The organism is Actinomadura rubrisoli, from assembly GCF_004349215.1.
Lineage (GTDB): Bacteria > Actinomycetota > Actinomycetes > Streptosporangiales > Streptosporangiaceae > Spirillospora > Spirillospora rubrisoli.
Window position 1 is genome coordinate 1 of sequence record NZ_SMKU01000282.1, and the last position, 12,332, is coordinate 12,332.

Below are 12,332 nucleotides of genomic sequence, written 5' to 3' on the forward strand. Positions count from 1 at the left end.
GGGACGGGCCGGGGCCGCGCGTCCAGCTTGAGCTCCTTGCGCAGCTGGTCGGCGACGGCCTTCACCCACGCGTCGTCCCCGGCCCCCGCCTCGTACCAGAGGAACAGGGGCCCGGTCAGGCCGCCCGCGTCGGCGAGCGCGGCGGACGCGGCCCGCGAGTCGTGGACGCACATCCGGCACTGGCCCTCGCGGTGGCCGGGACGGATGCCGGGGGCGACCAGCGAGTCGGCGGGGGAGTACTGGTGGCCGAGCGCGCCCTCGGTCATGGCGGAGCGGTCGACCGCCATCGACAGCGCCTGCCGGACGGTGGGCGACGACAGCCGCTTCTCCCACGCCGGGAACGCCAGGTAGGTCATGCTCCGGCCCGGGACGGCGAGGTGGCGGCCGCGGAAGTCGGCGTCCATCGACTCGTGCCGGGCCGGCGGTACCCGCGTCGCGATGTCCAGGTCGCCGCCCTCCACGGCGGAGTACTGGCGCGCCGCGTCCGGCATCGCCTTGACGACGATCGCGCGGCCGCCGGAGGGGCGCCGCAGGACGATCTCGCCGCCCGTCCGGGAGACGACGCGGAGCGGCCCGTTGCCGACCGGGCTCCGCGCGTAGGACGCCCAGTCCCGGGAGCGCAGGACGCCGTCCGGCATCGGCAGGAACGCCGGGTCGCCGAGCAGCGCCGGGAAACCATTCAGCGGGCGGTCGAGCGTCACCTCGAACGTGCGGTCGTCCTTGACCTTGAGCCCTTGGACCTCGTCGCCCCGCGGATGCCCGGCGCCCTTGATCCGTGCAACGTCGGTGAGCAGGCGCGCGCCCGCCCAGCCCTCGCGCAGGACGGCCGTCCAGGCGCCGGTGAACGAGCGGGACGTGACGGGCGAGCCGTCGTGGAAGACGCCGCCGGCGCGCAGCCGGACCGTCCAGACGCGGCGGTCCCGGCTCGTGATCGACTCGGCGGCGGCGCCGACGGGCGCGCCCGTGCCGGGATCGTAGGCGACCAGGCCCGTCCAGACCGCGTTCGCGATCATCCGGCCCGTCGCGTCGCGGACGTCGCCGGGCAGCAGCGTGGCGGGCGCGGGGGCGCCCACCGACAGCCGCGGATCGGCTGGATCGCTCCACGCCTTGAGGGCCACGACGGGGGCGAGCAGGACCACGACGGCGCCGGTGACCAGGGCGGCGGTGCGCGGGGCGCTCTTCAACGGCCTCTCCCGGGGGGCGGGGGACGGAACGCGGCGAGCGTACGGCACCGGCGTCCACCCGTGGAAGAGCGACCATGGGCCTACCGGGCCCCGGGAGCGGCGACAGGCGTCACCTGCCCTTACGGTCCTGAGTCCAATTCGTGACATATCCCCCTGTTGATCACACCCCGGCCACTGGTCAGACTGGCGCTGCGTAGATCGTTCGAAGTGGAGGCGCGATGGTCCCCCGCAAGTCACGCCCGGCCAGGCGCATGATCCAGGGCGGCGGCGCGGTCGCGGCGTCCCTGGCGCTCATGGCCGGCACCGCCTGGGCCTGCCCGCCCGAACCCGGCTACCCCCAGACCGACAAGACGACCACGGCGCAGGGAGAGGGAGAGGGCCAGGGCGGCCACTCCGGGCACTACCACCGCGCCGCGGGCGCGCCCGCCCAGCAGGCGTCCGAGGCGATCAAGGGCGTCCGCCGCGTCGGCGGCGTGGACGACGCCAAGGGCGCCATCTCGCTGATGTTCATCGACTACGGCCACGGCCGCCACAAGCGCACGGTCATGTACGCAACCGGCCAGTTCGGGCTGAAGGCCTACGACATCACCGCCGACCCCCGCGTCCCCAAGCTGGTCGGGCAGCTCAACATGCCCGGCATGTGGGAGACCGAGGACACCGACTTCGATCCCAAGCGCAAGATCATCTACCTGTCGCGGGACCCGCGCGCGTTCAACGGCAACACCGCCACCGGCGAGTCCGGCGTGTACGTGGTGGACGCGTCCAAGCCCGAGAGCCTGCGGCAGATCACCTACGTGAAGGTCCCGGCCGGGCACACCACGACCTGCGTCAACGACTGCCGGTACCTGTGGACGGGCGGGCCCGCCAAGGCCAGCTGGATGCCCGCGGACTGGGGCGGCCGCCCCGTCTGGGTCACCGACGTGCGCAACCCGGCCAAGCCGAAGGTCCACAAGGACCCGATCGACACCGGGCGCAACGACGGCAAGACCGACTACACCCACGACATCCAGGTCGACTCCGACGGCGTCGCCTGGGCGTCCGGACGCGGCGGCGTGCGCGGCTACCACACGACCGGCCGCCACTACGACCCGCTGAAGAAGAAGTGGCGGCGCGCCACCGCGGTCGACCCCGTCCCGTACGCGGGCGGCGGCCTCGACGAGGCCACGACCAACTCCACGTTCATGCACAACAGTTACCGGGCCGTAGGACGCACGCGCGGCCAGGCGGCCGACTCCCGCAGGTGGGGCAACGGCAAGCTGCTGTACGTCACCGAGGAGACGTTCAACGACGGCTGCGCCAACGACGGCCTGCTCGTCATCGCGTCCCTGAAGGGCTCCTACAACGGTGAGGGCTGGCGGTCCACGCCGGACAAGAAGTTCCGGCTGAACACCGTCGCCACGTGGGGCGTCGCGGGCAAGGAGGGCACCGACACGAGCGGCGACCAGCGGAGCCGGGACTGCTCGGCGCACTACTTCGACGTCCGCGACGGCGTCCTGGTCCAGTCGTTCTACTCGCAGGGCACCCGCTTCCTGGACGTCCGCGACCCCACGAACCCCAGGCAGCTCGCGTACTACCGTCCGGCCGACGCCGCGTCCTGGCAGCCCTACTGGCACGGCAAGTACGTCTACGTCGCCGACAACACGCGCGGCGTCGACGTCCTGGAGCCGACCTTCCGCTGACCACCATCCACGCAGAGGCCCGCGCCCCACCCCCCAGGAGCGGGCCTCTGCCCCTTCCCTGGCGCCCCCTACCGGAAGTGGTACGGGCTGTCGGCGTCGCGTGCGCTGCGTTCGGCGGCGGCCACCGCGGACTCGGCGGCCTTGCGGAGCTGGTGCCCCGCCTGGCGGACGACCCGGACGGGCCGCTCGGGCAGGTGCCGCGTCGCTCCGCGATGGCGCCGCCAGTGCTCGCGGGCGCGCGCGCGATGCTCGACGCGCAGATGCTCGATGAGACGGTCGAGGTCCATGGTGACCTCCCCGTACAGCGGCCACAGGTCGCCGGCCACGGCCCGCTCGTGCAGCTCCTGGGTGAGCCGGGAGCGGCGTTCGCGGGCGATGTCGACGCGCACTTCGAGTTCCTGCTCGGCCTTGAAGGGCCGGGCGTTGCGGTCCAGGTCGGAGCGGGCGAGCCGGCCGTAGGCGGCGATGCTGTCGGCGATGCCCGCGAGCGCGTCCGCGAGCTGCGGGCGCAGGACCGCGTCCCGCAGCAGGCGGCCGTGCCGGCCGAGCCGCTCGTCGTCGGCCAGCGACCGGGTCAGGCCGCGCAGCGACAGCGTGAAGTGCTCCATCGTCTCGATGGCGTTGCGCAGCGCCACGCCCGCGTCCACCAGGCGCCGCGCCCGCGGGTTGAGCCGGACGCTCTGCTCCGCCGCGCCGAGCGCCTGGTCGGTGGAGACGATGTCGCGGGCGAGCCGCTCGGCCTCGCGCTGCCAGCCGGCCGCCTCGCCCTCGACCGCGTCGCCGCTCAGGTCGTCCGCGATCTCCTTGATCAGGTTGCGCAGCCGCTCGGCGATGTCCTGGACGGCCTCCTCGGCGGGCCGGACGCGCACCGTGGGCACGAGGAACGTCGCGGCCAGCCCGGTCCCGGCGCCGACCAGCGTCTCCAGGACGCGCTCCTTCGCGGCGAACTCGCTGGACGCGCCCAGCGCGAAGATCAGCATGGTGCTGATGGGCACCTCCAGGACGTGCTCGCCGAGCCGGAGCACGTTCCCGATGGTGAGCGCGGCGAGGATCGCCAGCCCGAGGCTCCACCAGGAGAACCCGACGGTGCTCGCGAACAGCACCGCCACGAGCACTCCCGAGGCGACCGACGCGACCCGCAGCACGCTCGACTTGATCGTCTCGTAGACGGAGTACTGGACGACCAGCAGCGCCGTCAGCGGCGCCAGCAGCGGCTGGGGCCCGCCCTCCGGGAGCACGGCGAGGGCGGCCGTGAAGGCGGCGACGGCGGTGAGGGTGAGGCGGGCGATGCGGAAGGCCGCGGACTGCACCTCCGTCGCCACCTGGAGCGGGTGGCGGCCGGTGCGGCGGCCGTGGCGGAAGAACGCAAAGGACATCTGGGCACGCAGGTGCTGATCGCGGTTCAGTTCAGGACGGTCACACCTTCACTCAATAGGATCTTCGCCCAGGTTCTTCCCGCCGCCGAGCAAATCTGGAGCAAAACCGGCCGGGGCCCTAGCCGCGGTGGCGGGCGCGGAAGGCGGCGACGTTCGTCCGGTTGGCGCAGGACTCCGAGCAGAACCGGCGGCGGCCCGCGCGCGAGGTGTCGGCGTAGACGCGGTCGCAGCCGTCCGCGGCGCACTCGCCCGTCCGGCCCAGGCCGTGCTCGACGACCAGCTCCGCGAGGTTCATCAGCGTGGTGGCGCGGAAGCGGTGCGGCAGCCGGGACGAGGGCGGCGCGTAGTGCATGTGCAGGCCGTGCGGCTCGTGGTCGGCGAGGTGCGGGTGCATCGGGACCTCCAGCATCAGCCTGTTCAGCAGCGCCATCGCCTCCTCGACCCCGGACGCCTCGAAGAAGGGGCGCAGCGTCCGTCCCCAGCGGCGGAAGTCGTCGGCGTCGCGGGCGTCGAACTGCTGCCAGAAGAACTCGTTGTCGCGCAGCAGCCGGCGCAGTGCGTCGTCGGAGTCATCGCCGCTCGCGCTGGTCACGGCGTTGACCAGCGCCGCGGCGGCAGACACTCCGTGGCTCTTGTACCCAGTGATCCGCATTGCCCCGGCTCCCGCTCGCATGCCATGCTGTAAACGACATTTTGCCTACAACCATTACGCAGTCTAGTTGAGGATGCACGGTGGAGGAATGTCCACGCTGCGGCTGGCCCGTGACCGAGGCGTACGAGGTGCTCTCGCGCCACCTGACCTCCGAAGGCGTGGTGAGCTACACGCGGTGCGCCTGCGGCGAGGTGCAGGTGCGGGTCCAGCCGTACGGCCCCGGCGAGGTCGTGTCCGCCTCCCGCGGTGACAACCCTCCACGCGGCGCCCCTCCACGCGGCACGCGCTAGTGCCGCCAGCGGGTGATCTCGGTGATCTCCTGCGGCGTCGCGCCGTCCAGCAGCTCGATCTCGCCCCGGCGGACGGCCGAGACCGTGTCGGTCACCGCCTCGCCGAGCGCCTCCCGCAGGACGAGGTCGGCCTCGAACGCCGCGACCGACTCCGCCAGCGACGACGGCAGCGGGCGGATGCCCCGGGCGGACCGCTCGTCCGCCGTCAGCGACGCCGGGTCCACCTCGACCGGCTCGGGGAGCGCCAGCTCGGCGCCGATCCCGGCCCGTCCCGCCGCCAGCAGCGCCGCGAGCGCGAGGTAGGGGTTGGCGGCGCCGTCGAAGCACTTGACCTCCAGGTTCGCCGCGCTCGCCCGCTCGCCCTGCGCGCCGGTGATGAACCGCAGCGCCGCCTCCCGGTTCTCCGGCCCCCAGCAGGCGAACGCGCCCGCCCAGTGGGACGGGACGAGCCGCAGATAGCTCGCCACCGCCGGCGCGCCGACCGCCAGCAGCGCGGGCAGCCGGTGCAGGATCCCGGCGGCGAACGACGCCCCGGCGGCCGTCATCCCGCACGGGCCGCCGCCGCCCGCCATCGCGTTCACCGCGCCCTCCGCCGCGTCCTCGCGCCACAGGCTCAGGTGGACGTGCGCGCCGTTGCCGACCGCGTCCGCCTCGACCTTGGGGGAGAACGTGGCGATCATGTCGTGCTCCATCGACACCGCCCGGATCGTCTCCCTGGCCAGTACGGCGGTGTCGGCCGCGCCGACCGGATCCTCGGCCGCCACCGACAGCTCGTACTGCCCGGCGGCGTACTCGGGGTGCAGCTGGTCGACCGAGACGCCCGAGGCGTCCAGCGCCCGGAGCAGGTCGCGCAGGTAGCCCGACAGCTCGCTGATCCGCGTCATCCCGTACGCGGGGCCGTGGCAGGCGGGGGAGAAGCCGTCCCCGTCGCTGTCCGACACCGCCCACTCGATCTCGAACGCCGTCCGCACCGACCAGCCGTCCGCGGCGAGCCGCGCGGTCTCGCGGCGCAGCAGGGCCCGCGTGTCCAGCGGGTGGACGGTGCCGTCCTGCGCGTACCGGGCGGCGGGCGCGTGGGCCCAGCCCGGCAGCGCCGCCATCGGGACGAGCCGGTCCAGGTCGGGGTGCAGCCGCACGTCCCCGGTGGGCCCGCCCACGTACCGCCCCGACACGATCGAGTCGTCCAGCAGGAACACGTCGAACACCGGCGACATGCCGACGCCCCAGGACGCGGCGTGCTCCAGCCGGCTCACCGGGACGGTCTTGGTCCGCGTGATCCCGCTGACGTCCACCCAGGTGAGGGCGACCGCGACGATGTCCTGCCCGGCGAGCCGGCGCGCGGCCTCCGCGGCCCGCGCGCCGAGCCGGGCGCGCTCGTTGCCGTCGAGGGGGGAGGGCTGTCCGGAGTCTTCCACGATGATGCTCCCGATCGGAGTGGGCGAGGCGGCGGTGCGGGCACCGCCCGAACAGGCATCGTAGGAAGAACATCCTGTCGTTTCAGGGAGGAGGCGGGTGTCGTGCTCGAATGGCTGGAGTCGCTGCCGCTGGTCGACCATCACTGCCATGGCGTGCTCGACCGCGATCTGGACCGCGGCGAGTTCGAGGAGTCGCTCACGGAGGCCGAGACCGGGGGGCCGCCGGAGGTGAGCCCGTTCGACTCCCAGATCGGCTTCGCGCTGCGGCGGTGGTGCCCGCCCGTCCTGGGCCTGGACGCCCACGCCGAGCCGGGCGACTACCTCGCCCGCCGCGCCGAGCTGGGCGCGGTCGAGGTCAACCGCCGGTTCCTGTCCGCCGCCGGGCTGGAGGCGCTCTGCGTCGACACCGGGTACACGCCCCAGGCGATCCTGGACCCGCCCGCGCTCGGACGGCTCGCCGGCGCGTCCGCGCACGAGATCGTCCGGCTGGAGACGGTCGCGGAGGAGGTCGCCGGGGAAGGCGTCACCGCCGCCGGGTTCGCGGGCAAGGTGCGCGCCCGGATCGAGGCGTGCGTCCCGTCGGTGGTGGGCGCCAAGTCCATCGCCGCGTACCGGGCGGGGCTGGAGCTGTCGGGCGAGCGCCCGTCCGACGCGGAGGTCACGGCGGCGGCCGGGCGCCTGCTGCGCCAGGACCGGCCGCGCGTCTGCGACGAGACCCTGCACCGCTTCCTCGTCTGGTGCGCCGTGGACGCGGGCCTGCCGGTGCAGTTCCACGTCGGCTACGGGGACGTGGACGCCGACCTGCGGCGCGGCGACCCGCTCCTGCTCATCGACCTGCTGCGGGCCATGGCGTCCACCGGCGCACCGGCGATGCTGCTGCACAACTACCCGTTCCACCGGCAGGCCGGGTATCTGGCGCAGGTGCTCCCGAACGTGTACGTGGACGCCGGGCTCGCCACCCACAACCTCGGGCACCGGGCCCAGGCGCTGATCACCGAGCTGCTGGAGCTGGCGCCGTTCGGGAAGGTGCTGTACTCCTCCGACGCGTTCGGCCTGGCCGAGCTCTACCACCTGGGCGCGCTGCTGTTCCGGCGCGCCCTCGCGGGCATGCTCGCCGGGGGCGTGGACGACGGCGCCTGGACGGCCTGCGACGCCCGCCGCGTCGCCGTGCTCGTCGCGTCCGGCAACGCCCGCCGCGTCTACGGCCTCTGACCCGGCGGTACGCTCGGAGCCGATCTTGAGGGGCGATCCCGGGGGAGGGGGCGCGGATGGCCGGACGCGAGAGGCTGCTCGTCATCGGGGGCGACGCGGCGGGGATGAGCGCCGCGTCGCAGGCCCGCAGGCGGCGCGGCCCGGACGAGCTGGAGATCACCGTCCTGGAGCGGGGGCGCCACGCGTCCTACTCGGCGTGCGGCATCCCCTACTACGTGGGCGGCCTGGTCGAGGACGCCGACCGGCTCATCGCCCGCACCCCGGCCGAGTTCCGCGACCGCGGCATCGACCTGCGCCTGCGCCACGAGGCGGTCGAGATCGACCTGGACGGGGGCCGCGTCCGCGCCCGCGACCTGGACGGCGGCGGCGAGCGCTGGGAGCCGTACGACCAGCTGATGGTCGCGACCGGCGCGGTGCCCGCCCGGCCCCGGCTCCCAGGGGCGGACGCGGAGGGCGTGCACGGCGTCCAGGTCCTCGACGACGGCATCGCCATCCGCCGCGTCCTCGAACGCGACAAGCCGCGCCGGGCGGTCGTCGTGGGCGGCGGCTACATCGGCCTGGAGATGGCCGAGGCGCTGGTGACGCGCGGCCTGGAGGTGTCCCTGGTGGACGCCGCCGACCAGCCCATGCGGACCCTCGACCCGGACATGGGCGCCCTCATCGCCGACGCGATGCGCGGCATCGGCGTCCGGCTCCACCTGGGCGAGCCCGTCGAGGGCTTCGACACCGCCGCCGGGCGCGTGGCCGCCGTCCGCACCGCCGGGCGGACCCTGCCCGCCGACCTGGTCGTCCTCGGGCTGGGCGTGAAGCCGGAGACCGCCCTGGCCAGCGCCGCCGGGATCGCCGTCGGCCCGACCGGCGGGATCGTCACCGACCGCCGCATGCGCACCCGCTCCGAGCGGGTGTGGGCGGCGGGCGACTGCGTCGAGACCCGCCACCTGGTGTCCGGCGCGCCGGTCGCCATCGCGCTCGGCACCCACGCCAACAAGCAGGGACGCGTCGCGGGCATCAACCTCGGCGGCGGGTACGCGACGTTCCCGGGCGTGGTCGGCACCGCCATCTCCAAAATCTGCCAGATCGAGGTCGCGCGCACCGGGCTGAACGAGCGGGAGGCGGCCGCCGCGGGATTCGAGTTCGTGACCGCCATGGTCGAATCCACCACCCGCGCCGGATACCACCCGCGCGCCACCACGATGAAGACCAAGCTCCTCGCCGAGCGCCGCTCCGGCCGCCTGCTCGGCGGGCAGATCGTCGGTGAGGAGGGCGCCGCCAAGCGCGTCGACGGCCTGGCCATCGCCTTGTGGAACGGCATGACGGTCGAGGAGATGACGGGCCTTGACCTCGGCTACGCACCCCCGTTCTCCCCGGTCTGGGACCCCGTCCTCATCACCGCCCGCAAGGCCGCCGAACGCGTCGAGCAGGACATGCGCACCCGACCCTGACGCGTTTGTCGGGGCCCGTCCCTACGGTGTGGCGGCATGACCCCAACACCCCCGGCTCACGCTGTGAGGCCCGGGTGCGCGTCCGTCCGGCGGTCAGGTGGCGGCCTCTGTGAGGGCGTTCAGGACGTCGGCGACCAGGTCTTCGGTGTCCTCCACGCCGACCGAGAAGCGGATGAAGCCGGGCTCCACCGCGTCGCCGCCCCAGCGGCCCCTGCGCTCGGCGGTGCTGTGCACGCTGCCGAAGCTGGTGGCCTGCGCTACGAGGCTCAGCGCGCCGAGGAAGCGTTCGGCGAACGCCTCGTCCGGCAGGGTGAAGGACACCACGCAGCCGAACCTCCGCATCTGGCGGACGGCCGTCTCGTGGGACGGGTCGTCCGGCAGCCCCGGATACCGCAGGCCCGCGACCTCGGGCCGGTGCCGCAGTGCCCGCGCCAGCGCCAGGGCGCTCGCGGCCTGCCGGTCCAGCCGGAGTTGCAGCGTGGCCAGGGACCGGTGCGCCAGCCATGCCTCCATCGGCCCGGGGATCGCGCCCACGGTCTTGCGCCACAGCCGCACGCTCTCCGCCAGCTCCGGGCTCCGCGTGGCGACGTGGCCGAGCAGGAGGTCGCCGTGCCCGGTCAGCGCCTTGGTGTCGCTGGCCACGGAGAAGTCGGCGCCCAGGTCCAGCGGGCGCTGCCCGAGCGGCGTGGCCAGGGTGTTGTCCACCGCGACGAGCGCGCCCCGGGCGTGGGCGGCCCCGGTGAGGCGCGCGATGTCGCAGACGTCCAGCCGCGGGTTGGACGGTGTCTCCAGCCACACCAGGCGGGCGCCGTCCAGCAGTTCCAGTTGCGCGTCCGCCGCCGTCGGGCCCGTCCGCACCCGGGCCCCGTAGGACTCCAGCCGCTCCTTGAGGGCCCGCGTCGTCTGGTAGCAGTCGTCCGGCATCACGACGATGTCACCGGCTCTGACCTGCGACAGCAGTACCGCCGCGACGGCCGCCATCCCGGACGAGAACACAGTGGCCTCGGCGCCGCCCTCCAGTTCCCCGAGGGCCGCCTCCAGGAGCGTCCACGTCGGATTCGTGTCGCGGCCGTAGGTGTAGGGGCCCTCCGGTTCGCCGGGCAGGTGGTAGTACGCCGCGAACACCGGTCCCGGCAGTGCCGGCGCGTACTTCTCGGCGGGCGGGCGGCCCGCGCCCACCGCCAGCGTCCCGTCCCCGATGCCCAACGCCCGTCCCTTCCCCGAAGCCGATGACCATCGTCCCGTACCCGTCCCACCTGCCCGGACGCGGGGTCGCGGCTCCCGTTCGAAGATCGCGGGATCCGAATCGGGGCGGCGGACATCGAATCCGGGTGACCGAGTCCCAAGGAGAATCGCCGATGTCCCTTCCCAGCGTGCTGATCGACCCGCCCTGGACCGGCCGGAAGGCCGCGGAGCCCGTCGTCGAGGGGTTGAAGCCCCCGGCGGGAGCCGTGGAGGTGTGGGAGCCCGGCGAGCGCGAGGAGTGGGCGGGCGAGCCCGTCGCCCCGATCGACTGGGACGACGCGATCCAGCAGCATCAGAACGGCACGCTCTGGCGCCCGACCCAGTTCACGCTGTTCAGGGAAGGCCCGGAGGAACGCGTCCGGCCCCTTCTGACGGACTGGAAGCCTGATCTGCGCTACGGGCAGAGCCGCATGGAGCCGGTCGTCGCCCGGTTCGGGCTGGACGCGCTCGAACCCGCCCTGCACACCGCCAAGGCGCACCCCGAGAAGGCCGGCGCCGCGCTCCTGCCCTTCCTCGAAGCGCGGGTGGCCCGGGTCGTGGCCGGATGGCTGGCGGGCAAGGACGCGACGCGCGAGCTGGCCCGCGTCTGGCTCACCCGGCACGGCGTCGCGGCCGTCCCCTACCTCGTCCCGGACGCGCTCGGCGCGCGGGAGCCGGCGCGCGCCAAGGCGGCCATGGCGCTGCGGGTCATCGCGGCGCAGCGGTCGCCCGAGGCCGTCGCCGAGGCCGCCCACCCGCACGGCGCCGAGGTCTCGTCCCTGGTGGCGGACGTTCCGCGCGTCGACCCGGCGGACCCGTGGGCGGTCTCCCTCGTCGACCCGCCGCGGCTCGGCGACTGGCTGGCCCCGGCCCTTCCCTCCGTCCCGCTGCGCGACGGCGGCGTCCTGCCGCCCGAGGGCGCCGGGCACATCGCGATGATGCTGGCGCTGTCGGCGCGGGAGGAGTACCCGGGCCTCGCCCAGGTCCGCGCGGCCTGCGACGCGGCCTCGCTCGCCGATTTCGGCTGGACGGTGTTCGAGGCGTGGCAGGCGGCCGGAGCACCGCCCGGCGACGTGTGGGCGCTGACCGGCCTCGGCCTCCTCGGGGACGACACGACCGTCCGCCGCCTCACCCCCGTCGTCCGCGCCTGGCCCGGACGGGGCATGCACCACCGGGCCGTGCAGGGACTCGACGTCCTCGCCGCGATCGGCACCGATGTCGCCCTCGCCCATCTCGACGGCATCGCCCAGAAGGTGAAGTACAAGGCGCTCCAGTCCGAGGCCCAGGACAAGATCGCACAGGTCGCGGCGCGGCTCGGCCTCACCGACGAGCAGCTCGCCGACCGGCTCGTCCCGCACCTCGGGCTGGACGGATCGGGCGCCCTCGTCCTCGACTACGGCCCCCGCCGCTTCACCGTCGGCTTCGACGAGCAGCTCAAGCCCTACGTCACGGACCAGGACGGCAAACTGCGCAAGTCGCTGCCCAAGCCCGGCGCGAAGGACGACCCGTCCCTGGCGCCCGCCGCCCACCAGCGCTTCGCCGACATGAAGAAGCAGGTGCGCGCCGTCGCGTCCCTGCAGATCGGCCGCCTGGAGAGCGCGATGCTCCGCGGCCGCCGCTGGACCGCCGCCGAGTTCGACGAGTACCTGGCGCGCCATCCCCTGATGTGGCACATCGCCCGCCGCGTCGTCTGGACGTCCGGCGGCACCGCGCTCCGCCTCGCCGAGGACCGCACGCTCGCCGACGTGAACGACGAGACCGTCACCCTGCCCGCCGCGGCCCCGATCGGCATCCCGCACCCCCTCCGCCTCGGGGACGACCTGGACGCCTGGAAGCGCGTGTTCGCCGACTACGAGAT

Annotated in this window: 10 protein-coding genes; 5 read left to right on the forward strand and 5 right to left on the reverse strand. The window is 74.2% G+C overall.

Annotation, left to right across the window (positions count from 1 at the left end; genetic code table 11):
* Positions 1–1,184: peptide ABC transporter substrate-binding protein (locus E1298_RS35390; RefSeq protein ID WP_165975829.1), on the reverse strand; the 1,184-nt coding region annotated here is incomplete at its 3' end.
* Between the two features lie 218 nt (positions 1,185–1,402).
* On the opposite strand from E1298_RS35390, the gene E1298_RS35395 reads away from it, so the two are divergent.
* The gene (locus E1298_RS35395; RefSeq protein WP_131901165.1) at positions 1,403–2,863 is read left to right on the forward strand and encodes an LVIVD repeat-containing protein; all 1,461 of its coding nucleotides are present in this window, start codon (positions 1,403–1,405) and stop codon (positions 2,861–2,863) included.
* A gap of 68 nt (positions 2,864–2,931) precedes the next feature.
* On the opposite strand, the gene E1298_RS35400 is transcribed toward E1298_RS35395, so the two are convergent.
* Positions 2,932–4,239, reverse strand: a complete 1,308-nt coding sequence (locus tag E1298_RS35400) for an FUSC family protein (protein ID WP_131901167.1) — start codon at positions 4,237–4,239, stop codon at positions 2,932–2,934.
* Positions 4,240–4,357: 118 nt separating this feature from the next.
* The gene (locus E1298_RS50770) at positions 4,358–4,891 is read right to left on the reverse strand and encodes a CGNR zinc finger domain-containing protein (RefSeq protein WP_131901169.1); all 534 of its coding nucleotides are present in this window, start codon (positions 4,889–4,891) and stop codon (positions 4,358–4,360) included.
* An 80-nt stretch (positions 4,892–4,971) separates the two neighbouring features.
* On the opposite strand from E1298_RS50770, the gene E1298_RS35410 reads away from it, so the two are divergent.
* Complete coding sequence (locus E1298_RS35410) at positions 4,972–5,181, forward strand: hypothetical protein (protein ID WP_131901171.1); 210 nt, start codon at positions 4,972–4,974, stop codon at positions 5,179–5,181.
* On the opposite strand, the gene E1298_RS35415 is transcribed toward E1298_RS35410, so the two are convergent.
* Positions 5,178–6,596, reverse strand: coding sequence for a type I glutamate--ammonia ligase (locus E1298_RS35415; RefSeq protein WP_207945030.1), 1,419 nt, complete (start codon positions 6,594–6,596; stop codon positions 5,178–5,180). The two genes, E1298_RS35410 and E1298_RS35415, sit on opposite strands and share 4 nt — an antisense overlap.
* 102 nt (positions 6,597–6,698) lie before the next feature.
* Between E1298_RS35415 and E1298_RS35420 the strand changes: the two genes are divergently transcribed.
* Positions 6,699–7,808: an amidohydrolase family protein gene (locus E1298_RS35420; RefSeq protein ID WP_207945031.1), complete on the forward strand. Its 1,110-nt coding sequence runs from the start codon at positions 6,699–6,701 to the stop codon at positions 7,806–7,808.
* Positions 7,809–7,864: 56 nt separating this feature from the next.
* A complete protein-coding gene (locus E1298_RS35425; protein WP_131901173.1) occupies positions 7,865–9,250 on the forward strand; it encodes an FAD-dependent oxidoreductase in 1,386 nt (461 codons plus the stop codon).
* 93 nt (positions 9,251–9,343) lie between these two features.
* On the opposite strand, the gene E1298_RS35430 is transcribed toward E1298_RS35425, so the two are convergent.
* Positions 9,344–10,456, reverse strand: a complete 1,113-nt coding sequence (locus E1298_RS35430; protein ID WP_131901175.1) for a cystathionine gamma-lyase — start codon at positions 10,454–10,456, stop codon at positions 9,344–9,346.
* Between the two features lie 152 nt (positions 10,457–10,608).
* On the opposite strand from E1298_RS35430, the gene E1298_RS35435 reads away from it, so the two are divergent.
* A partial coding sequence (locus E1298_RS35435) for a DUF4132 domain-containing protein (protein ID WP_131901176.1) occupies positions 10,609–12,332 on the forward strand: 1,724 nt, incomplete at its 3' end.

Excerpts from the sequence above, each read along its gene's own strand:
- E1298_RS35395 (WP_131901165.1), top strand. The coding sequence starts at position 1,403 with ATGGTCCCCCGCAAGTCACGCCCGGCCAGGCGCATGATCCAGGGCGGC.
- E1298_RS35400 (WP_131901167.1), bottom strand. The coding sequence starts at position 4,239 with ATGTCCTTTGCGTTCTTCCGCCACGGCCGCCGCACCGGCCGCCACCCG.
- E1298_RS50770 (WP_131901169.1), bottom strand. The coding sequence starts at position 4,891 with ATGCGGATCACTGGGTACAAGAGCCACGGAGTGTCTGCCGCCGCGGCG.
- E1298_RS35425 (WP_131901173.1), top strand. The coding sequence starts at position 7,865 with ATGGCCGGACGCGAGAGGCTGCTCGTCATCGGGGGCGACGCGGCGGGG.